Origin of the sequence: Archangium gephyra, from assembly GCF_049060025.1 — a bacterium.
GTDB classification, from domain to species: Bacteria; Myxococcota; Myxococcia; order Myxococcales; family Myxococcaceae; genus Archangium; species Archangium gephyra_A.
Genome location: NZ_JBMEQQ010000002.1, coordinates 9,804,314 through 9,826,843, shown reverse-complemented (window position 1 = coordinate 9,826,843; position 22,530 = coordinate 9,804,314). Strand labels below are relative to the sequence as shown.

Annotated in this window: 13 protein-coding genes and 3 pseudogenes; 3 read left to right on the top strand and 13 right to left on the bottom strand. The window is 65.2% G+C overall.

Features of this window, described 5'->3' with window-relative positions; genetic code table 11:
* Nucleotides 1-11 precede the first annotated feature (11 nt).
* Complete coding sequence (locus tag ACN28I_RS42970) at nucleotides 12-527, top strand: hypothetical protein (protein WP_420947663.1); 516 nt, start codon at nucleotides 12-14, stop codon at nucleotides 525-527.
* A gap of 45 nt (nucleotides 528-572) precedes the next feature.
* Entirely contained in the window at nucleotides 573-1,532 is a 960-nt protein-coding gene (locus ACN28I_RS42965; protein WP_420947662.1) for a phosphoribosylaminoimidazolesuccinocarboxamide synthase, read from the top strand.
* 309 nt (nucleotides 1,533-1,841) lie between these two features.
* Here the strand turns inward: ACN28I_RS42965 and ACN28I_RS42960 are convergent, their stop codons facing one another.
* The 6 genes and pseudogenes from ACN28I_RS42960 to ACN28I_RS42935 form a co-directional block, all read right to left on the bottom strand.
* Complete coding sequence (locus ACN28I_RS42960) at nucleotides 1,842-6,695, bottom strand: OmpA family protein (RefSeq protein WP_420947661.1); 4,854 nt, start codon at nucleotides 6,693-6,695, stop codon at nucleotides 1,842-1,844.
* Nucleotides 6,696-6,698: 3 nt separating this feature from the next.
* Nucleotides 6,699-7,124 (bottom strand): hypothetical protein, encoded by a 426-nt coding sequence (locus ACN28I_RS42955; RefSeq protein WP_420947660.1) that lies wholly within the window; start codon nucleotides 7,122-7,124, stop codon nucleotides 6,699-6,701.
* A gap of 25 nt (nucleotides 7,125-7,149) precedes the next feature.
* Nucleotides 7,150-7,722, bottom strand: a pseudogene (locus ACN28I_RS42950) (AAA family ATPase); the annotation flags it as partial.
* A gap of 10 nt (nucleotides 7,723-7,732) precedes the next feature.
* Complete coding sequence (locus ACN28I_RS42945) at nucleotides 7,733-8,620, bottom strand: hypothetical protein (protein ID WP_420948828.1); 888 nt, start codon at nucleotides 8,618-8,620, stop codon at nucleotides 7,733-7,735.
* A 63-nt stretch (nucleotides 8,621-8,683) separates the two neighbouring features.
* A pseudogene (locus tag ACN28I_RS42940) lies at nucleotides 8,684-9,001 on the bottom strand (toll/interleukin-1 receptor domain-containing protein); the annotation flags it as partial.
* A gap of 129 nt (nucleotides 9,002-9,130) precedes the next feature.
* Nucleotides 9,131-10,093, bottom strand: a complete 963-nt coding sequence (locus tag ACN28I_RS42935) for a DUF4231 domain-containing protein (RefSeq protein WP_420947659.1) — start codon at nucleotides 10,091-10,093, stop codon at nucleotides 9,131-9,133.
* 113 nt (nucleotides 10,094-10,206) lie between these two features.
* Between ACN28I_RS42935 and ACN28I_RS42930 the strand changes: the two genes are divergently transcribed.
* Nucleotides 10,207-14,667, top strand: a complete 4,461-nt coding sequence (locus tag ACN28I_RS42930) for a hypothetical protein (protein ID WP_420947658.1) — start codon at nucleotides 10,207-10,209, stop codon at nucleotides 14,665-14,667.
* 24 nt (nucleotides 14,668-14,691) lie between these two features.
* Here the strand turns inward: ACN28I_RS42930 and ACN28I_RS42925 are convergent, their stop codons facing one another.
* The 7 genes and pseudogenes from ACN28I_RS42925 to ACN28I_RS42895 form a co-directional block, all read right to left on the bottom strand.
* Nucleotides 14,692-14,919: a TIR domain-containing protein gene (locus ACN28I_RS42925; protein ID WP_420947657.1), complete on the bottom strand. Its 228-nt coding sequence runs from the start codon at nucleotides 14,917-14,919 to the stop codon at nucleotides 14,692-14,694.
* Between the two features lie 174 nt (nucleotides 14,920-15,093).
* Complete coding sequence (locus ACN28I_RS42920) at nucleotides 15,094-17,925, bottom strand: TIR domain-containing protein (RefSeq protein ID WP_420947656.1); 2,832 nt, start codon at nucleotides 17,923-17,925, stop codon at nucleotides 15,094-15,096.
* A 558-nt stretch (nucleotides 17,926-18,483) separates the two neighbouring features.
* Complete coding sequence (locus ACN28I_RS42915) at nucleotides 18,484-19,257, bottom strand: hypothetical protein (protein ID WP_420947655.1); 774 nt, start codon at nucleotides 19,255-19,257, stop codon at nucleotides 18,484-18,486.
* 158 nt (nucleotides 19,258-19,415) lie between these two features.
* Nucleotides 19,416-19,991: a cytochrome P450 gene (locus ACN28I_RS42910; RefSeq protein WP_420947654.1), complete on the bottom strand. Its 576-nt coding sequence runs from the start codon at nucleotides 19,989-19,991 to the stop codon at nucleotides 19,416-19,418.
* A gap of 43 nt (nucleotides 19,992-20,034) precedes the next feature.
* Nucleotides 20,035-20,400 (bottom strand): annotated as a pseudogene (locus tag ACN28I_RS42905) (Imm52 family immunity protein); the annotation flags it as partial.
* Nucleotides 20,401-20,425: 25 nt separating this feature from the next.
* The gene (locus ACN28I_RS42900; protein ID WP_420948827.1) at nucleotides 20,426-21,181 is read right to left on the bottom strand and encodes a DUF5953 family protein; all 756 of its coding nucleotides are present in this window, start codon (nucleotides 21,179-21,181) and stop codon (nucleotides 20,426-20,428) included.
* Nucleotides 21,182-21,183: 2 nt separating this feature from the next.
* Nucleotides 21,184-22,311 carry a DUF6310 domain-containing protein gene (locus tag ACN28I_RS42895; protein ID WP_420947653.1) on the bottom strand — a complete coding sequence of 376 codons (1,128 nt, stop codon included), beginning with the start codon at nucleotides 22,309-22,311 and terminating at the stop codon, nucleotides 21,184-21,186.
* Between the last annotated feature and the right edge of the window lie 219 nt (nucleotides 22,312-22,530).

The following is a 22,530-nucleotide window of genomic DNA, read 5'->3' as shown; positions in this document are numbered from 1 at the left end:
GGGGTGCTCCCGTGCGCGCTTCTCTGGGCGCGCGTCAAGCACTCACCAGTCCGCCCGAACTGCTCGAGTTCGAGACGTCCTCCACCCGCCTGGAGCTGTACCGCGAGGTGGCCCGCATCTCCGAGATGGAGGCGGGCCAGGCCGCGCAGGCACCGGTGCTCTTCCCCATCACCCAACGCGGTGAGCTGGTGGCGGCGCCGGGTTTCGAGGCGCGGACGGATCTGCTCCAATCGCCGGATGCGGGAGCGCCGCTGCAACTGAGCTTCGATGGGCGTGCGGGCGAGCGCTGGCCGGAGGATCGGCGCGAGGGCCTGCAGGGCCTGTCGGAGCGCGAGGCGGCCGAGCTGGTGGCGCGGACGCTGCTGGCGCACTGGAGAATCAACCCGGCGGGAGTGGTGCAGGTGGACCGGGCCTCGGGGGCGCCGTACGCGGCGGCCTACGTGGACGGCATCCTGCGCATCAACCCGGCGTTCCTGTACATGGCGGCGGCCCAAGGTCCCGCTTCCCTGCCGGGCGCGGGCCAGTAGAGTCGCGCCTCCTTCCCGCCCCGCTTCGGGGCCGAGGCGCCTCCTGTGAACACCTCCGCACTCCACGCGCAGCTTCCGCATACGCTCCGGCAGACGAGCCTGCCGCCCTCCCTGGGCCAGCACTACCAGGGCAAGGTCCGTGACACGTACCGCCAGGGAGACCGGCTGGTGCTGGTCACCTCGGACCGGTTGTCGGCGTTCGACCATGTGCTGACCACCATCCCCTTCAAGGGCGAGGTGCTCAACCGGCTGGCGACGTTCTGGTTCGAGCGCACGAAGCACATCGTGGCCAACCACGTGCTGGACGTGCCGGACGCGAACGTGACGGTGGCGCGCGCCTGCGAGCCCTTCGCGGTGGAAGTGGTGGTGCGCGGCTACCTGACGGGCAGCCTGTGGCGCGACTCCCAGAAGGGCACGCACACGGCCTACGGGGTGCCCTTCGCGGACGGGATGCGCAAGGACGAGGCGTTTCCGTCCCCCATCATCACCCCGTCCACGAAGGCGCAGTACGGCCAGCACGACGAGCCCATCTCCGAGCAGGAGATTCTCGCGAAGAACCTCGCGAGCGCACGCGACTGGGCGCGCATCACCGAGGCGGCGAAGGGGCTGTTCCTCGAGGGCCAGAAGTGGGCGCGCACGCGCGGATTGATTCTGGTGGATACGAAGTACGAGTTCGGCAAGGTGGGCGATGAGCTGTACGTCATCGATGAGATCCACACGCCGGACTCGAGCCGCTACTGGGTGGCGGACGAGTACGAGGCGCGCTTCGCCAAGGGCGAGGACCAGCGGATGCTGGACAAGGAGAACATCCGCCAGTGGCTCATCCGCGAGCGGGGCTTCCAGGGCCACGGCACGCCGCCGGCGATTCCGGATGAGGTGCGCGTGTCGCTCGCGGAGAAGTACCTCGCGGCCTACGAGCGGATTACCGGCACGCCGCTGGAGCTGAACGTGGGCGACGTGCACGCGCGCATCGAGAAGAACCTGAAGGCGCGCGGGTATCTCTGAAGCCTCCGGCGGCGGGTTCGACTCCCGCCGCCTCCAATAGAGGGTGCCCGCCGCCTTGCGTCGAACCCACTCCTAACGAGGAGGCGTGGAGCATCTTGGGGAACCAAATCGGTTCTGCGTATAGGCAGGATAGAGGCCGTGTTGAGGGGGAGGGCTGGTGTAGAGGGGCCGAGGAGGGCCGCTGACGGGTGCCGGCCGAGCTGTGAGCCGGGCCGGGGCAAGCCCAACCTTCGTCTCGGTGATGTTCTGGGAGCGATCACACTTGGACGCTTCCTGCCTCGCAGCTGTCTGGGACGCCTCATGGCGAGGTCAACGCCGGAGCGATTTCATGAGTTCTTGCGCGGGATCTTTTCGCGAGTCGTCGCCCTGGATTCCCATCATGTCCTCCAGCCAGGCACTCTCAAGCGCATTCAGCGCACGCGCTCTGTCATCATCGAGGAGCAGGTAACGCTCGATTCGAATGAGTGCCATGAGCGCCTCGTACTGCTCAAATGGCGAGTCGGGTTGTTGGATGGACTGCAGGATGAGGTCCATGCTCAAGAGAACGACAGGAACCTCGACCTTCCGGCAAGCCGCCAGCGCCGCAATCCGCGCACCTTCCGGGTTCTCATGCTGGAGGTAGAGCTCTTTCAGGTCATTCGCCGTGAAGAACACTTCGGGGATCACGCTCATCATGCGCGCGACCACTCCTTTCATGAGCGTCGTCCGCTCGTCACCTGACGGGAGCCGCTTGCGCAACTGCGTGTAGTCCGCCGCGAGCCGCAGCAGGCGCGAGCGCACCTCCTCCTTCACCTCGCAGCCGCCTGACGTCTCCTCGAACTTCTCAATCGGGACCGGGGTTGCGCTTCTGCCCACGGTCTTGGCGAGACGGCGGGCCTCTTCCTGCTGCATGGAGGCATCCCCGTAGACGACAGCAAACCGTGCAGACGTCCCCTGACGTGCGCGGACCACGCGGAGCCGGTCCCGGTTGAGCTTGATGCGACCGCTGACGGCCAGTGCCTCCCGCTGGGCGAGGTACGCGTCCACGGTCGCGGCACACTCGGCGTGTTCACTCAGGAGGACGACGTACCCGGTCACCTGGAGCGTGAGCTCGACTTTGGTGCCACGAAGCACTCGAGCCCCAGCGGAAGGCGCCTGTGCAGCGACGATTTCCCCGCGGAGCCCTTCTGCTTGGGGCTCGGGCCAGACGGCTACCAGCCCGACGTCCTCAAGTGCGGCGCGAGCTTCCGACCAGCCCCGCCCCACTACGTCGGGAACGTCGATGAGGCGCGCGTCAGGCGCCTCCCATCTGAATTCCACCCTGCGATTCAGGGCAAAGCACGCCTCGGTGTCTTCCGTGCAGCGCGGCCGCGTCTCGCCGTAGCCGATGGTTTCGAGGCGGGAGGCGGGCACGCCCAGCGCTACGAGGTCCCGCTTGACCGACGCGGCAATCCTGTTGCTGAGCACCAAGTTGTAAGCATCCTCACCCTGGGCGCTGGCGTGCCCCTCGATGATCACGCGCGCACCGTCGGTACGGTCGCTGATACAGCGAGCGTAGTGCTGGAGCAGGACCCGCTCCGGCCCGCGGAGCCGGGTTTCGTTGAATCCGAACTGTAGCGGAGTCAGCTCGGTCAGCTCGCACCTGGGGGGCAGCCGTATCACCGTGACATCGACCCGGCTGCCGACGCTCGCCCGGCTCCCCTCGCTGGGTGACTGCGAGCTGACCACGATGTCCGGGGAGTTGAGCCGCACGTCCGGCGTCTGCCCCCGCACCTTGCCGAGCCGCAGCCGTGCTTGCTCAAGGAGGCCCTCCGCCTCGCTCACGCTCCGGGTGACCAGGTCGGGCACCTCCGCGCGCTCTACTGTGCCCATCTTCCACTGTAACTCCACCCTGCGATTCCGGGCCCGACACGCCTCCGTCGTCTCACTGCACAGCAGCTTGGACGTGCCCGCCCCTTGCGTCTCGATGCGGGAGGAGCTGACGCCGAGGGAGACAAGGTATTGGGCGACCTGCTGGGCCAGCGCCTTGCTGGCGCCCTGAACGGCCACCCCGCGCTCCTCCCCCTCCGCGTGTCCGGTGATGAGCAGTATGTCTGGAGCAGACCGCTTCTTGACGCAATCCGCGACGTGCTTGAGTTGCTCCCGCACCCTGCCGGAAAAGCCATCGACCCCATACGCGACCCGGACCGGCTCGAACGCGTCGCACCTACTAGGGATGTCACGCACGAGGGGCCAGAGCCGCACCTCCTTCGGGGAGATGGTGAGCAGGGTGGTGCCGTCCAGGCTGAGACGCGCGTCCGTGACACCGTCGTGATGAATCCCCTCCACGAGGAGCTCGCGTGTTTGCGCCTCGTGGAGGGAGATGCGTCCGTTGAAGTCTCGCTGGACCAGCAGGAGGCCCCACGGCGTGGCGCTGGCATGCAGGCGGCCCCCGCCCGCCTGGAGCCAGAAACGCGGCTCACCCAAGCGTGCGTCCCACCCCAGCACCCTCCCGTCCGCCGTGGTGTTCAGCAGCAGGGAGCTGTCATCGCTCGTGAACGCTGGCCGGCCTGGGTCGAAGGGCGGCTCCCCGGGCACCATTCCCCCCTGCCGCAGGGTGAAGGGAACCCGTACCGACCGCTCCACATCCCACGCCACCCACTCCCCCGTCTCCTCACCGATGAGCACCCGGTCGGCGGAAGGGAATGCCGCAGTGGAGAACCTCGCGCCCTGCGGCTGCCGCCGGTCGATTGCCCAGCGTGAGGTGCCGGACGGGACGTCCCAGACCCGAGCGGTGAACGCGCCGAGCCCGAGCAGGCGCTCGCCGCCGGCACTGAAGCGCAGCAGCGACACGTCCTCATCGGAGCGTAGAATGCGTGGTTCGCCGCCGGAGCGGACATCCCACAAGCGCACCCCACCGCCCTTGGAGGCAATGGCGAGCACGTTGCCCGTCGGGGCAAACGCCAGGGCCGTGATGGGGCTCCGGCGCCCGGGAGACACCTCCTTCCAAGGTCCTGTCGGTGGCTCCACCCACTGCACCACTCCGCTCTCCAGCCCCAGGACGAGCTGCTTTGCGTCCGGGCTCAGCGCCACTGCCGCGATGCGCGGGGGCTCCGCGGGGGGCTCCACCCTCGGGGTGCACAATACCCCCACGAGGGCCGCGCTCGCGCATGCGGCTACGAGGCGCACCTGCCGCGGCCGGAACGCAACCCACCCACGTACCCGCGCCCTCATGCGCTCGCGAAGCCTCCGCGGAGCACGGCTTGCCGCGCTCACCTGCAGGGGCGACGGCATGACTCCGACGTGGCGGAACAGGCGCCGTAGGATGCCCGGCGCCTCGAGCACCGGGGCCTCGATGCGCGCGCCCGCCATGAAGCCGACGAACACCGCGTCCCTCATCGGGCTCTCCGGCGAAGCCGTCTGGAGGAGCTGCAGCGGGTTCCAGGCCTTGAGGCGCAGACCTCCGCGGGCCCCGTCCGGGCCCCGCCCTTGTCGCGCGAGGGTCCTCTGGGCCAGCAGCGCAAGCCTCTCCCTGAGGCAGCGCCGGACAGCGCGCTCCTGGCCAGCGGTGAGCTGGGTGAGCAGGGTCCTGCGGAGCCATTCAGGCATCACCCCATACTGGAACCAGGGAAGGCGAGCCAGCCTGGGCAGGTGGACTGGAACGGACAACTCGCCACCGGAGCCGTCCAACACCTTGGGCACAGTCCGCGCCAGGTACAAGGTGAGGTCCCATTCCACCTCCGGGTAGGCCGCGCATGCCGCGAGCCACGTGAACGCGGAGGGGCCTAGGTAGGCGCGCAGCTCCCGCAGCAAACGTGCAATCACCCCGGCATCGGGTGCCGCGCTCTCGAGCCAGCGTTCCGGGTTCCGCCGAATGGACGGGGGAAAGGGCCGCGTGAACTCCGCGCGTGCCTGCGGGCGCGCCATCCCCCCACCCTCGCTCCGCGCGAACGCGACGAGCGCCTCGGGCTCCAGGGGGATGACCGCGAAGCCTTCCTGCTCAACCGCCAGCTCCTCCCTTCCCCAATGGGCCACGGGCGCTGGCGTGAGGAGGACCCTTCGGGGAAGGCGGCGGAAGTCAGCGAGCCAGTGCGCGGGCTTCGCCATGAGTGGGTCGAGGACGGTGCGTGCCTCGGCCACGAGAACGACCATGGAGGCGTGGTGACGCGCCAGGAGGCGCGCGAGAGGAATCGGCGTGCGCTCGCCGTCGGCGGCGAAAGCTGTCCTGGGGTCCTCGACAAACGTGTAGCGAGCCACCGCCACGTGGCGCTTGCCGAGTTCTTCGAGCAGTCCCTCGACGAGGCGGGCCTGATGATCCTGGGGAGCCCGGCGCTGGACGAGGAAGAAGTAGTGCGGGATGGTCTTCCGCGAGGAGAAGAGCGGCAGGCTGAACCCCGCACCACGGGCAGCCGCCTCGGCCGTCCTCCGTGCGTCGAACTCTGGCACCTGCAGCAGCTCGCGAGGACGCCGGAGACCCGCCGCGAGGTCCCTCAGCCGCGTGTCCTCCAGCCAAAGAGCATCAGAGGGCTCAGGGTCGAGATGCACGAAATCCGGTCGTTCGGCCTCTGGGAGCTTCTGGAGGACCAGGCGGCGAACCCTCCAGGCGAGGAGCGACCAGAGCCCGAAGACGACGAGGCCCCCGATGACGCCCAGGAGCCCCCCGCGCCTCCAGTCCAACACAGGACTCTGAGACCCGCTCAGGACGGAGGGCGAGAACGTGCGTGGCGCCTCGACGCGCAGCCACGTCTGGGGCGACGATGGGGGATCCGTGGACGCGGGGGTGGATGCGGGGGTGGATTTGGGAGTGTCGGGCTCGGTGGGGGGCACGGGCTTGCCTCCGCAGCGCAATGGGATGTTGCTAATTACGAACCAGAAGAACAGGAGGCAGGCGACCACGGAGAGACCCGCGATGGCCGCCCTCAGAAGCACCCCGAAGGTGGGGGGAGGCGGGGGAGGCGGGGGAGGCGGGGGAGCCGCGAAGTGCGCCTGGACGACCTTCCCGAAGCGAGCTTGTTCTTCGGGGGACGTGCAGAACAGCGGCCCCAGGTGGGAGGTGAGTGCCTGGACGTCCCCGTCGATCCGCACACCCCGGCGCTCCAGCTCCACCAGGAGCTGGTGTGCCGCCAGGAACTGGCGCGTGTCGACCTTGAAGCCTGCGTCGCGCAGTTGTGCGGTGAGCAGCGGGAGATCCAGCGTCGGTTTCATGTGTCAGCCGAACTTGAGCTCGTCCTTGATGAACCGCTCCAGGAGCGACCTGACCGCAGGCTGATCGTCCGCGTTCTTCACGAGCGCATGCAGCCCCTGGAACGCGATGGCCTGCGACTCTTTGAGCTTGCGGTCGGACGCCGCCTTCATCTGCCGCATGAAGGTGAGCCACTGCAGCAGCTCCGCAGTGGAGATGCGCCGCTGGAGCTGGGCCTCCTCGCGCAAGTATCTGAAGAACTTCAAGGCATCCTTGAGCAGCGCACCGCCCGGTGGCTTCTCCCCGGGCGTACGGGCGATGAGAATCTCCAGCAGCCGCGTCGCTGAAGGGAAGGGAATGTCGTAGTAGATGCAGCGGCGCAGGAACGGCTCGGGCAGCGCCTTCTCCGAATTGCTGGTGATGACCACGATGGGCCTCAGCGCGTCCGCCATCTTCCCTCTCCCGCCGACGGTCCGGCCACCGAGCTTCCGGGATACGGAAGTACATCTGGTCCAGCTCATTCAGAAGGTCGTTGGGGAAGTCCAGCGGCGCCTTGTCGATCTCGTCGATCAACACCACGCTTCGCCGCGGGCCCCGGTGCCTGTGGCCCGGGGGCAGGAGGGATCTCACGTTCTCCACGGAGCAGGCGTCCAACAGCGCGCGGCCGAGCGCGTTGTACGCGATGTAATCCACGTTGTTCCTGCTGCCCTTGGTGTGCGCCGCGTGGAACCTGCCGATCGCGTCAAACGAGTAGAAGAGGTCCCGTGAGACCGAAGTCGACTTGGTCTCGAACTTCTCGACCTCGAAGGAGGTCACCCCCTCTACGCCCTGGCGGTGCAGTTGCCAAGCGATGCTGGAGGCGAGCTGCGTCTTGCCCGTCCCGGGCTCCCCCGTGACGAGCAGCGGGCGCTGCAGGACAAGCGCCACGTTGACAGCGTTGACCAGGTCATCGTCGGGCACGTAGCCCGATGGATGTTCACCACCCGCGCGCTTCGCCTCCGCCTTGTCCTCCTCCGTCACCAGGCGCTCGATGTCTTTCGTGTAGTGCATGGTCCTCTCGTCATGGCGGGGAGCGGCCGCCGAGGAGCTCCTGTACGTGGTGCGCGAAATGGCTCATCCGGAGCCTACTGTCGCGCAGGCGGTAGCGTGAGCTCTTCACGAGCTCCTGTAACTGCAGCCGCTTCTCCCGGACGAAGGGCCGCACTTCCGGCCGGTCGAGCCAGACGTCGATGTCAGGTCTTCCGATGGGGGCCAGTGCTGGAAGTACGGCCGCTCCCCCCACCATCACCCGACCCGCTGTGTCCGGCGCAACCAGGGAACTCTTCTCGGCGTAGTGGCGCAGGTTCACCCAGAGCAGGAACGGATGGCTCGGAACGATGACCGCGGTCTTTCCACCAGGCCCCGGAAGCCGAAACAGACCCTGCCACGCACTGGCGAGGTTCTCCACGAACCGGCGGCCGCCTTGCGGCAGGTCATCATCCGCGGCCTCGAGCACCAGGACCTGCGGTTGTCCCGGGGATTTGAGGTACTGGGTGAGCTGCTCCTCCGACGCGGTCGAACCGAGGACATGCTGCTTGATGCGCTGGCGGAGCAACGGGGCGCAGTCCTTCACCCTGGCGTAGGGCTTTGGCCACACCAGCTTGTGCTCGGCCAGGCCGGACCTCGTGGCGCCAAGGCACTCCTCGAGGATGGCGGGCTTCACCCGGCGCAGGAAGTCGTTGTGGCTCTCGTCCCCGTGACCATGGACGACACAGATCGGCGTCCGCTCCTGCCGCAGGATGGCGTTGAGGAAATCGTTGAGCGCACCCTCTTGCACGTCGCGGTCACACAGGTACGGAAGCATCTCCGGGATCGACTCTGCCTGCGGGGTGGCCGAGGTACCCAGGCATGCGTGGAGCCGCTTCGCGAGCCGTTTCACGTCCGCGTCCTTCTGCTTGCGCGTCAGCACCTCGTGCTGGAGCCTGAGGAGCGGACGAAGCTCCTCAGGCAGCCGATCGGCTCCGGGGAGCTTTGCCGGCTCGACAAGGACCGGGATGACGAGAACGTCTCGGGGACCGCGAGCGAGCGCCCCATGGACCTCCCTTCGAACCCAATCGCCCTCGTGCTTCAAGCGCCGGAGGCTCCTCCAGTTCGTCCACCCCTTGCCGACGACCACAAGCATGGCGCGGCACGTCTGGACCGCGTCCTGGAGCTCGTTCGGCCAGACCTGACCCGCCTCCAGACGAAGCGAGTCCAGGAACACCTCGAATCTGAGGTCCTCCAGATCGTCCGCCAGTATTCGCGCTGCTTCCCAATCGGAATGCCGGTAGCTGATGAAGATGTGAGGCATGTTCTCGGCCGGTAAGGGCACCCCCGTGTGCTCACTGGGGCCGGTTCGCCGTGATGAAACCACAAAATCCCCATGCTCCCAATCGGCTGAGCCGGGGCCATCGAGGTGCGCGCCCTGGTGCGGCGCCCCTCAGCTCTCGGGCTTCTTCTCCTCCGGGGCTGCAACACGAGTCGATGCCTCTGCGATCCAGGCGGAGTTCTCCGCACGAAACATAGCCTCGGTATCGAGGACGAGCCTGCGCTCGTCCTCTGGCGTCTTCTTGCTGCTGGACCACACCGCGAGCAGATACTCCAGCCGCTCGGCCGCGGCTTGGTAGGTGCTGACGAGGTACTGGTGGCGCCCAGCGGTAGCGAAGCTCGTCAGCCCCATTGCCGCAGTCGACACCACCGCGACCCAGGCTACCATCTGTGCCCCAGACTCCGTGGCGCCGAAGACGCCCAGGAGCGTCCCGATGAGGCCCAGGACGATCCCCACCACCCGATAGCGGCGCACCTTGTTCAGGTGGGCCATCGCCTTCGGCTTATAGAACTTGTTGATCTGCTCCTCGATGCGCAGCGTGATGTACTCATCGATGGTCCTCGTCGCCTTGGCAGGTGAGGCCTTCAGCTCCGCCTCCGTGAGCTGTTCCCGGTCCGGCCCCGCTCCAGCCTTTTCCAGCTTCTGGACCTTTTCGAGCAGCCGCTGCTCAGGTGTTGCCGGCCCGGCCGCGGACTTCTGGTAGGGCTCGACCCCCATCCAGAACAAATAGAGCTGCGACTTGATGGCCTCGGCGATGCCCCGCGCCTTGACCCACCGCGTCTCACGCTCGACCCCCAGGAGCTGCGATGCCAGATACGTGGACACGGCCACGCAGAGCGCGCTCATCCCTGCGACCCACTGGTTGAGCTTGACCGCGTCCGGGACCGGATCTTCGGGTTTCACGACCTGCTGAGCGATGATGCCCGCGATGGCCCCCAGGATGGAGAGCACGCTGACCCACCCATAGGACCGCTCGTGGGTGGCCTTGAGCGTGCGCGCCGTCTTGGCCCAGACGCGATACCGCTTCCAGACAAGCTCTTCCGCGGAAACACCACCAAGCTTCATTGTCGCCATCGTTACGGCCCCATTCTTGCCGGACACCCACTTCACGGACTGCGGACAAGCGGTGCCATCTCTTGTCACAAGACGCGGAGATTGGCGAGCCCCAGCCCAACCCTCCACGGCCCATGAAGATGGATGGGCGGGTGGACGGCTCTGGTATTAAGGGCGCGATGCCCCTGCGAACCCTGATCCTGTTCTTGTCCTCTCCCGGTGACTGCAGCCAGGAGCGCGAAGCAGCGTCCCGGGTCGTCGACAAGCTCAACCGGGACCCGGAGCTGAAGCATCGGTTCCAGCTCCAAGTGGAACGCTGGGACTGGGCGACCAGCAAGCTCCCGATGTGGGCCACGTTGCCTCCCCAGGAGTCCGTCAATCGCGGGCTGCTATCGCCCGAGGCTTGCGACTTGTTCGTCGGAATCTTCCGGGGCCGGATGGGCACGCCGCTGCCTTCGGGCACGTTCCAGAAGCCGGATGGCTCTCCCTATGCATCCGGGAGCGAGTACGAGTTCTACCGGGCCATGGAGGGAGCCCAACACACCCGGGGAGGCAAACCGTCCATCCTCATCTACAGGGGGCCACCCATTCCTCCGGTGGACGACGGCCAGATCCAGAAGTTGGACGCGTTCTTCACCCAGTGGAGCAAGGGCCTGGATGGTACCGCTCAGGGCGGGAGCAACCGGTTTACGGATACCGCGGACTTCGAACGCCAGCTCGAGTTCCACTTGAGGACGTACCTCAGCAAGCAGGCGTCCTGGCTGCACCAGCCATTCGATGAGTGGCTGCGGGAGAGAGCCCAGCGAATCGCCGAGGACGCTGGGCCACGCTATACGCCCGAGGCTCATGTCGACACGCCCGTCATGCGGTGCTTCGACTGGCTCTTGAGGCGCCCCGCGGCCCTTCGGGAGTTGGATGACGCGCTAGCGAAGATCCACAAGTCCATTCGTTACCAGAGCGAGCTTCGCCAGCTTCATGGCCCCGCCCTCGAGCAACTGGCCACCGGGCTCAAGCTGTTGAAGCCGTGGGAAGCCCCACCCGATTTCGAGCAGATCGAGGGAGTCGTCAGCGAGCTTCAGAAGACTTGCGAGGGGCGCTTGGAGAAGGTGGAACAGGCGCTCTCCACTCTTGATGAGACTCGGCGGCTGGAGCCACAGGGCCGCGCTGTGTACGAAGAACACAACGCGCTCTTGTCCGTGCGGGATGCATGCGTCCTTGCGCGCGAGCTCATCCGGCACGATGTCCCGCTCATAAAGAACCCGGTGTTGCTCCTCACCGGGCCTGCGGGACATGGCAAGACCCACACCCTGGTGGATCAAATCAACCGGAGTGTCCGGCAGGGCGGCGTGGCGGTGGGCGTGCTGTGCATCCAACTCTCAGGCTCGGTCGACCTCTGGCGCGACATCCTCGATCGGCTGGGCACCGCGGGCACTACCACCGCAGACCAGTTTCTCCAGGAGCTGTCCAGAAAGGCCCGGGAGCGCAAGTGCATGGCGCTCCTTGTCTTCGACGGCCTCAACGAGACCCACCCGCAGAGTCGGTGGAAGAACCAGCTGCTCGGCATGCTGGGAGATATCCGGAAGTTCGACAACATCGCCGTGGCCTTCTCCATCCGCGACGACTACCTCACCCACACGCTTCCTCAGCTCGCCAACGAGCAACAGCCGCCGTGGACGGAGTTCATCATCAGGGGGTTTGCGAGGGTCGAGCCCGAGGCGTTGGTGAAGTTCTTCGCGTTCTACGGTCTGGATGCACCTGTCGCGCCCCCCATCATCCCGGAGCTGAGCAACCCGCTGTATCTGACGCTGCTCTGCAAGAGCATGCAGAGGCGCTCCCATGCCGCGGGGTCACTGCCCTCCTGGCTGGATGTTCACGATAATCTGATCGAGTACCTTGAGAAGGCCGCTCATCAGAATCCACAGCTCGGGTTGGAGCCCACCCTGCGGGACCCCATCCGTCGTGTGTTGGGACACCTGGCGGACGCCATGCTGGCAAGTGATGCGTTCTCGATTCCACGCTCACAAGCTGAGTTGCTGGCTGACAAGGTTGCCAATGGCCGATTCCTGATTGGGTTCCTCATCTCCGAGAAGGTTCTCCTTCAGAGCCCCCGCCGTAACCCCGAGGACGAGGAGAAGCTCCATTTCGCGTTCGAGCGGCTCTCCGAGACCTTCCTCGCTGCTCGCATGCTCGACCGCATCTCGCCAAGCGGCGGCCGGATAAGCAGATGGAGAGTCGCATGGGAGTTGTTCCGCTTCGGTTCGCTTCACCCTTTGCTCTCGGAGCAGCCCGGCCCCCCGGAGAACCGGGAAGGCCTTCTCAAAGCGCTGGCACTGCTGCTGCCGCGCAGAGCCGGGCGGAGCTTCCCGGACTGCCTTCCTCCCTTCACCCGGGTTTCCAAACCCCGCGTCGCGCAAGCATTCATCGACAGCCTGCTCTGGAGGAACCGCATCGACGAGTTCGGAAGTAAGCCGGAGCAGCTCTCCCGCCTCATCAGCAAGTGGGCGCCTGAGTTCTGGTGGACAGATGAAGTCGCGCTCGACTTCCGCATCCGCCTCGCGCTCATCCCCGGGCATCCACTCGGAGTCATGAGCTTGCATGAGCAGTTGATGAGCTACGACTCGCCTGGGAGCCGGGATGCTGACTGGTCCATTCCTCTGTTGCAGTTCTGGGAAGACGAGAATTCAAGCATCGCCATCCTCGTGCACTGGACCGGCAAATACGCCTTTGAGGCATTGACTCGGGACGTGGCTTTCCCGACTGCACTGATCCTTGGATGGATCTGCACCACGTCCCTCCTTGACCTGCGGGAGCAGGCGACCCGCGGTCTGGCACGTGTGCTCGCCGCGTGTCCTGAAATCACGGCGGAGGTGCTCGACGCGTTCGGCCCGGTGAATGACGCCTATGTCGCCGAAGCGATCCTGCACGCCACCCTGGGCGTTGTGCTGCAGAGCAGCGACAGCACCTTCACGCAGAGCATCGGCCGGAAGGTGTACCAGCAGCAGTTTCCTCCAGGAGGACCGCGCTGGTGCCACCTTCTGATCCGCCACCTTGCACAACAGATCGTGGAGCATGCGGCCCAGCATGGTGGGCTTTCGGATCTCGACCTCGCGGCGGCTCGCCCGCCGTACCGGAGCCATCTGGACCTGGAGCACGTCCCTTCGCGCGAAGGGCTGAAGCAGCTCGACAAATCACGCGGCTTCTGGAGGATCATTCACTCGTGCACCACCCACGACTTCTTCCGGTACAAGCTGGGAGGTAATGCAGGCCGCGGGAAGTTCATGTCCACGCCTGTTCCTGGCTCCACGGAACCTTCGCGGCCCTACCTGGCCCCGAGCAGCCACTTTTCTTCCAGAACGAACCCGCGCTCCTTCGATCTGGCACTCATCGGAAGGTTCATCGCTCACTACACCCGAAGCCTCGGCTGGACGGCAGAGCGTTTCGAGTTTTTCGACTGTACCATCGTCGACTCGAGCCACAGATTCCGCGAGCGGCAAAAGCCAGAGCGGATGGGCAAGAAGTATCAATGGATTGGCTGGAGGACGATACAGGCGTTTCTGGCCGATAATTACCCTCTCATCTACGACACCAACGACTATAACGTCGACCTCGAGACCACCCCAGAGCCTAAGATCTACGGGAACCTCTCCGATCTGGACGAGTCGCTCCTGGATCCTGTGTCCTGGCTCGTGAAGCCGCACGAGCCGGGGAACCCGGACAGCGCTGCATCGTTGTTCCGGTCAAGACAGGGGGGGATCGACCCAGACAGGGTTACTTTGCCACGCCCCTGGCCGGAGCCAACGGAATCATCCGCCAAGGCATGGCTTCAGGATCCGCAAGCCGATCTTCCGTTCATCTCCCTCCTCCGCATTCCCCCTCCAGAGCTGGCCACCACGCCTGGAGGGCCCTGGCTCCGGACCTCCGTGGAATCAGCTCTGGACTCCGACTCCCAATGGTATCCCGGTCGCTGGGCGGAGTCGGAGCATGCCGCCAGCATCTGGTGGATGGGCCAGCCCAGACTCATCCTCGCCTCGAGCTTTCCCGCCCTTCAGCACGCACTCAACGACGCCCAGGTCCAAGAGCAACTGCAATCTCTCGGGCGCCCAGACTGTCCAAGCGCAGCGGGCTCCCTGGCACACTGGCAAACCATGACTGGCGAGCTCGCCGAGGGGTTCGTCGACGAGACCCGCTCCTGGAGGTCAGATGAGTACTTTCCCGTGCCGTATGCCTCCCTCTTGGGCGAACTCACCCTAGGAGAGGAAGGAAACACAGTCACCCTGCCCACCCCCTGGGTCATCCAACAATGGAACCTGAAGCTCGACCTCAGGTCCCATGGATACAGGCTCCCGGATGGCCGGCTGCTATTCGTGAATCCAGGGCTCGGCGGTGGTCACGATGTGGTGTTCGCCTCCCTTCCCTTGCTCAGCAAGCTCCTGGCTCAATCCGGATGGGCCCTTGTTTGGTCGGTTCACGGAAACAGGCATGCTCAGTGCAAGGGTGACATGAACGGCATGGTGGAATTGTACCAGGTGGTGTGGCTCGACGGTGACACGCCTCGTGTTGCCTGGAGCGCCCGAATCCTCGACCCGCACCTGTGAGGGCCATCTGAGGGGTGCGACGCGTCACCCTCCTTTCAGGTGTGTGACGAACGACAGCAACAGGTCCTGGATGGTGGAGATATCATTGCAATCCTTCAACTCGACATAGATCGCGCCACCGAGGTCCGGGGGCATCGTTGCGCCCTTCTCGCGGATGGTCAGCGTGCGCCTTGGGCCCTTGGCATGCATGAAGAAGCCCGCCTCGAAGATGGCGTTGTCCGAGCCGAGGAGCGGCTTTCCCCACCCCACCATCTAGGAGATCATCACGAGTGAACAGGAAGAAGGTGCTCTCAACGTAGTTGTCGCGGTAGTCCGGACTCAAGCAGTCGGCCTGAACTAAGACATTGCAAGGGACGGGGCTGGTGCAGAGGAGCCAGGGAGGGCCCACTAATGAGCGCCCCGCTCAGTTGGCATCCCCCACCGCTCTCATCCTCCCTTCCTCTCCTTTTGCCTGTGAGTAATCGCCTTGCGAAGCCCTCGTGCAACGTCAGTGAATGCCGCGTCGCGATCATCCCATGACTTGATGGATTTACTGTCCTTCGGCAGGGCTTGGAACTGGCCAAACGGCGCCGTACGCCAGTCGCAATCACGCAAGATGATCGGAATCACTACTGCGGATCCGTCCTCGTGGCGCTCCAAGGCACGCTTCATCTCCTTGGCGAAACAGTAGTCTGACGCAATGAAATCAGCACTTATGAGCAAGAGGATGATATGGGCCGACTCAAGATGGCGGTCGATGTCGTCGGCCCATTTCTGTCCTGCGATGATTTCACGATCATGCCAAAGGCGGATCAAGCCTTCTCTTTTGAGCAAGGATAGATGCTTCTCAAGATCCTTACGGAAAGCTTCGTCCTCGTGGGCATAGGAGATAAAAAGGTCCACGCCATCAATAGCGGGCTCCTCGTCCTTGTTGGAGTCTTCACCGCCAAACATTTCCTTCAAAGTGGACCCACGCTCACTCAATATACCCAGGGCGTGCGAACTTTCCGTATCCAACATGTCGAGCTGGGCCAAGGCTTTGTCCCGCTGCTCAAGCGACATGCGTTGAGTCCGAGCCGCATCCTCCAGCGTTTGCCGATAGAAATGAAAATACTCACGCAGCCGCACGAAGTACTCGTCAATACCGTTCTTGAAGTCAGTCGCCAGGAAGTCATCAAACCCCACGGCGATCTCCTCCACGCTTTGATGCGCGGCCTGTTTGACGTGATGAGAAACCTCTTCGAGAGAGACGGTGTACTTATCCTTTCCTTTCACGGGGTATTTTACCTCGTGCTGCCACAGATGAAGTGTGTACCATCGAGTTTCATAGCGAGTGCGATACTCGATCTCGCCTGGCTTGATTTTCGTTAGTCGCTTGGTGGAGCTGATCTTCTCAAGGGGGTTGGCGAGTTGTGGACGCGGGAACTCAAGGGCCACATCAAACTGGCGCTTGATCCTTTCCGCCGCGCGTTGAAGAATAGGCTGCGTTTCTGTTTTGAGAACCTGCTCAAATTCGCGCCTCGTCGCCTCGACACGTCGATGGGTTATCTCCAGGGCCTGTCCGATCTGAGGACGAATCCTGCCCAGTGCAATATTGACGGCGTAGTCCGCGAAGTCTTGAGCATCCTCCGGGGAGTCGAATTCGACCATTCGCGAGATTCCACCCAGCGGATCGCCAAGACTCCGGGCGACGAAGCGCTTGCCTCGTTTCAAGAACCCTTGGATGGGCGAGGCGTCGCTGTCTTCTTTCTCCTTGAAGACGAGGAGGACGTCTTGCTCGATGACGGGCTGAAGTCTCCTCCGGAAAACATTGAGATGATCGCGAAGGTCGCTTTCGACAGCGGCGAGACGCTTGTCCACATTGCGCCTGCTTTCCTCTAGGCTGCGAAGTTCTTGGTCAAGAGTCGTGAGTTCGGTCTCGACAGTAGTCGCGCTCGTGCGGATAGCCTTGTGGCGCATTCGCGCGTCATTGCGGAGGGTTGTGAGATGGGCTCGGGCGACGGAAATCGCGACCCGCAGCGCCCGAGGGGCAACTTCCGCGAGAAGCCGTTCGATGGCTTGCGACAGGAAGACGTCGAAGCCCGAACGCCCCCATAGCTTACGAGCACGTTTCGCGAGCTCATCACCCGTTGCCTCTTGAAGGTCCTCTTCCCATTGTGTCGCGCCAAACACCAATGGAGCTAGAGCGATCGCAGTGGGCCATGTGCACACGTCCTCGGTTCGCTCAGAACGCTGTCCGTGCTCACGCAGGAAGTCAGCTGCTCGAAAGGCACGCTTCGCGGAGATTTCGAAAATCCGGTTTCCTGGCAGTGGCTTCTTGAAGTTCAAATGGCCAGTGATAAATTGGCGAACCTGCTCACTCGTCATCCCCTTGTCGTCACGCTCATCGATCTTGTTGACGATGACGAAGATGTTCTCCTCGCCCACGATTTGCGCGACGGCTTGAACTTCCTTGCTGACGAGTTCGGCCGCTTGGGCACTGAGTTGCGTGAAGTCGAGGACAAGCAACACGAGCGAGGTCTGCTCCAACTGCTCGGAGACGATTTGCCCGAGAAGATGGTGCTGCCTCGCCTCGTTGGGACCTGGGGTATCAACGATCACGAGCGTGCCATACCGGACCACCGGATCGGGAGAAGACCGAAGGAAGCTTGCTTTGAGACGCGGAAGCTCAAAGTCCTTGATGCCGATAAGCGCGTTGGGTCCCTCAAGGAGCGCAGCCGCGCGGAAAAGATCATTCAAACACAACAGGGTGGTTTGGATCTCTTGAATGCCGGATGCGTGCGGACCAAACGGTGCTTCCGAGTGTTCGCTGAGTTTTGATATCAGTGCTTGCACTTCAGGGTTCTCGGGCGCGAGTTTGACACTCGCCTCTAGGCCGCGCTTGAGCACCGCTTGATGGAGTTGCCGCCACAGCCCCTTGAACCGAGAGAGCGCCGACTCAGGAATCGTCAGTTCGAAGCCATTGCATTCCGGGTCGTCCGTTATTTCGGTTGGAATGCTCGTCATCGCTGAATTGCGTGCTGGTAGCACCCCCGCACCCAAGATCGCGTTGACGATCGTCGACTTGCCCGCCTTGATGGGGGCAACGATCGAAAGCCTCAATTCAAGTGCCGTTACTTTTCGGCGCTCCGTCCCAACGATCCCAACAAGCTTCCGGTAGTGCTCCGGCTTGTTGAGCCACTGCTCTCCTCGACGCAACAATTCTTCTGTGGTCTCAAGCAGACGGATCGTGTCTTGCTGAAGTTCGGCGATTGTCTTTATTTTATTTGAGTTGGGCATGACCGTTGATTAGCGCTGTTTCCGTGTGCCCACGGCTACTGGCGTCCAAGGATATTGGAGCCATACCGGAACGCAAATTTTCCTGCCTTTTTGTTCAGGACAATACGCTGGCCCCAGCGAAGAGACAGAGGCCGGAGGAGAGTCCAATCCACGGCGTCTGTCAGGCGACAGCAAGGTTGACCCCCTTGGCGACAGTAACTCTGACCCCACCCCACCTGCGGTGAGGCTCCTGGCCTCACGCGGTCAGCCCAGTGCCCCGTGGCGAGGACGCTGTCCAGGGGCGCGTAGCGACTAGCGAAAGCGAGCCTGCCCTGGACAGCACAGCAGGCGCAGGGCATGCGAGATAGGGAGAGCCACACTGAACCCAGGGGGATAGCGTTAGTGGCGCGAGGGGGTTCGTTTCTGCTGTCGCTCTACACAGCAGCCGCGCCAGAAGGGAAGGTGTCAATGGACTCGCTCCGACACCTCGTCTCCTACGAATCGTCTGACATCATTCATGGCCTACGACTCAGAATGCACGGCCGAGGCTCGCGCGGGACGCGAGCGACCCCGCGCCTCTTACTGCCCGAGCGACGAGGGCGGCGGCCGGGCACTGAACGAGGGCAGGTAGCACTTGCCCTGGTACTCGAAGAGGTCCTCCGGACATGGGGCCCTGAGCTCGTGAGGTGCCCAGCAGGCGCCGACGAGTTCGACCTCGGTGTAGCGGGTGCAGGGGGGGCGCTTCTGTCCCTTGAAAGGCTCTTTCGGCAGAGGCCGGGCGAGCAGGGGTTGCCCCTGGGGAGTGGTGTCCGCGAGCCATGCGCGGAAGTCCGGCGTCTCGACTGCCGTGGGCACCTCGTGGCCCAGGGGGGCTGGGAGGGCGCTTGGGGGTTGAGACACGGGAGCCAGACGCACCAGCGCGAGGAGCAGGGCGCCTACCGTGGCGGCGCTCGCCACGCCCCATCCCAGACGCCACCGGAGGCGGGGCTCGTGGGGGCCGGACACGGCGCGCACCATGCACCGCACTTCCTCGAGCACTCCTTCCAACGTGAGCAGCAACGACTCCGCCGACTGCCTGTCCTGGGCCCTGGCCCAGTCGGTGTGCTCCACTTCCATGGCGGAATAGCCGCGTGAGGCCCAGGTGCCGAGGAACACCCGCCAGTCCTTCCGCGGTGCATGGCCCTCCTCGGCGGCGTGTTTGCGCACCAGGGCCGTGGCCCCGTTCGTCTCGTTCGTGGCCAGATAGAGTTCCTCCTGGCTGTCGCCGGACTGCTGCACCTGCTCCTGAAGCAGGTACGGCCCCACCCGCTCCGCTCCCTCCCCGCTCGCTTCGGACTTCTTCTCCTCGTCCATGCGTGCTCCTCCCTGGCCTCCCGCCTACAGGTGGCCAGGTGCTCTTGTTGGCATGGACCGAACCCGACTTCCAGGAGGTACCCGGTGCGCCGGGTGGGGGCCTACTCACGGGGACGTCGGGGAAGATGTCGAAGGACTCGTTCCGCCGTTCCTCGTGCTCAGCTCCGGGACTCGACGATGACGGGCACTCCGCCCTCGGGGGCCAGGGTGACACCGCGCCGCCCCACCCGGGTCTCCGCGCGCGTGGCGGACCGGAGCTTCACCCTCCGCAGGAGCTCGGCGAAGATTATCCGCATCTCGTAGGTGGCGAAGGCCATGCCGATGCAGCGCCGTGCTCCACCGCCGAAGGGGAAGTACTCGTAGGGGCTGCTCCGCTTGCCCAGGAAGCGCTCCGGGTTGAAGCGCTCGGGCTCCGGCCACAGGTCCGGGCGGCGCTGGGTGAGATAGACGCAGGGCATCACCGCCATGCCCGCGGGCAGCTCCCACTCGCCCATCTTCATGGGCCGCTGCAGCACCCGGCCCACGGCGGGGGCGACGGGCAGCAGGCGCAGCGTCTCCTTCAGCGTCGCGTCCAGGTACTCCAGACGGCTCACCTGCTCGGGAGCCAGGGGCTCCGTACCCGCCACCTGGCGGAGCTCCTCCCGGAGCCGCGCCTCCACGTCCGGGTGCTGGAGCACGCGGTGGAGCGCCCACGAGAGCGTGGTCGCCGTCGTCTCGTGTCCGGCCGCCAGCACGCATGACGCCGGCGACAACTGCCCGGGTGAGTAGCCGCTCGCCTCCGAGAGGCTCGCGAGGGAAAATCACCAGCGCGCTGCTGCTCACGTGCGTTGACGTACCTGCCGAGGTGACACCCACCGTCACCCCGTGCGTCCCCTCCACAGGGCCTGTCCACGCCCGGAAGAGGAAGCCGCCTTCGGCGAAGCGGCTCTTGCTCCGCGCGAAAAAGCGCGCGAAGGCCTCCCGCGTGGGCTCAAAGCCGAGCTGCAGCGACTCCTCGGCCGAGCCGCCTTCCTCGTACCAAAGAGCCAAGCTCGGATGGCACTCAGCCATTAGCCGGAAGAACGCCTCCGCTCGCCTCGCCCACACCTCCCTCGACTCCGAGCGCGGACGCCAGAATGCAGTGGCCGAGTAGCTCTCGCTCATTGCCACGTCTCCTCACGCAACCGCGTCACTCCTCCGCACGCCCACCAATCTCCGGGAAGCGCTCATAGGCTCGCTTGAGGGCCTCGAGGTGCTCGGGCTTGTCCAAGTCGAGCGGCGCCGCGGTGAGACTCACCACCCATCCCCCCGACGCCGTGCGCCTGGCGCGCGACAGCAGCTCCGCGTCGCGTGAGGGGTCCGGGAAGCCGATGGCCTCCGCAGCCGCCGCGGACCAGTAGTTGATCCACCCAAGGTACCTGGGGACCTTCGGTGAGCGGATGTTCCACGCGAGCTTGAGCATTGGCAGCCCAAGAGGTGGCCCGTCCGGATTCCCGAGCTTCGGCCCCACTTGCGCCGCGATCACCAATCTCAGGGGGCCGGGCGCCACGGTTCCCCACTTGGCGCGCACTCCTTCTGCGACGTTCTCCAGCATGTCCACAGCCGCGGCGACAACGGGCTCGTCCTGCGGGAGCTGCGCATAGACGAGAAGCTGAGGCTCACCCCCCGGACTCGAGCGCGCACTCTCTCGCCGCCCATCCAACGTCACTGGGTAGCTCTCGTCCCCGTTGCACAGCATCCCGAACTCACCACTCGCAGCGGACTTGGCCAGCCACGCCCCGCGCTGAGCCAGCGCGATGGGGCGCCCCGCGTCCGAGAGCCGCCACGCCAGGCGCAACCCGGGCACTGCCCGCTCCATCCCTTCAACGGCCGCGAGCGGGCGTCCGTCGTCTCTGGTGAGCGCTGGCGCGAAAACGTGAAGATGCAACTCGGCTCGAGCGGTCATCATTATTTGCACCCCGTGACGACGATATCAAAGTTGTCGTCCACCTTCAGCAGCGCGGCCCTGTGAGCCTCGCTGATCACGCCGACCCTGAAGGCATACCCACAGGCCTCCGCAATCTCCCGGAACTCCCTGAGCTCCTTAATCTCCCTCTTGACCGTGATGTTCTTGAGGAAGTCGGTGTACCCGTCGAAGTACTCGACCTTGATTTCCCAAAGCACCCGCACTCCCACCTGAAGCGCGTCGAAGTTCTTGCCACCTACCTCTGCGTCCATCCCGGGCCAGCGGTTGGGCGGATACCAGTCGGCGCATGTGTTGTGCGCCTTGTTGCCGCCCTTATGTGGCACCGGGATGGGCTCGCACTTGCGCTCGCGCTCTCTGCCGGTGGGCTCGGGGGCCGGTCCTGGCGGCCGGCCCTCTCCCTCGGGCTTCGTCTTGGGACGCCGCTTCTTCTTGAGCTCCGGCGGAGCGGGCTTCGTCTCCGTCACCGGCCGCGCTTCCGGCACGGGCCGTGTCTCAGGCGCGGGCCGTGTCTCGGGCACGGGCGGCGTTGGCGGCGGCCGCACCTGGGGACGGCCCCGCTTCTCGTACGCCTCCAGCGCCTCTGAAATGGCGAAGCCCACCACCACCACGCCCACGACGATCACCGCGCCGACGGCCAGCTCGGGCGCCGCGAGGACACAGAGCCCGATGCCCAGGGCCCCGGCGCCGGCGGAGGCGACCGAGCACCGCCCCGTGGTGTCCCTGAACCGCACCCGCTCGTGGTCGAGCGCGTAGTAGCACTGCTCCACCAGGTCGGACCATGGCTGGCCCGCCGCCTCAACGACGCACCGGCCCCCGTCCGTCCAGGGCAGCTTCGCCGCACGCCGGAGGTTGGCGACCACCAGGTCCTTGCCGGAAGCGTCCGACGCCGCCGCGGCGCCCTCCTGGGGCCTCACCGCACCCCGCCCGCTGCGCTTGCCGGTGAGCGTCCCGCCCATGGGGTAGCCCGTCGCGCAGGCGGCCTGCAGCGCGAGGACCACCAGCACCAATGCACGCGAGGCAAGCCACGGCCTACCCCGCGAGCGCCGCCGGGACACGAGCTGCGGTCCGCCGCCTACCCCCACCGCAGGACTCGGGTGCTTCTTCAACATGGCGCTGGCCTTCCCCAGGAGCATCAGCCCTGAAGGATAGGAGGCGGGAAGGCCACCCATACAGAGCGGGCCCCCACCAGCCCTGGAGTTCGCTCGGCGAGCCGTGGCGCCAGCGCCGCATTCGCCACTCAGCAACTGAGCGCGAGCAACAACCGCCACTCCGTCTCCGCGGACACGGGTGCTTCTTCAACAGCTTGTTGACCCTTCCTCGGCGAGGAG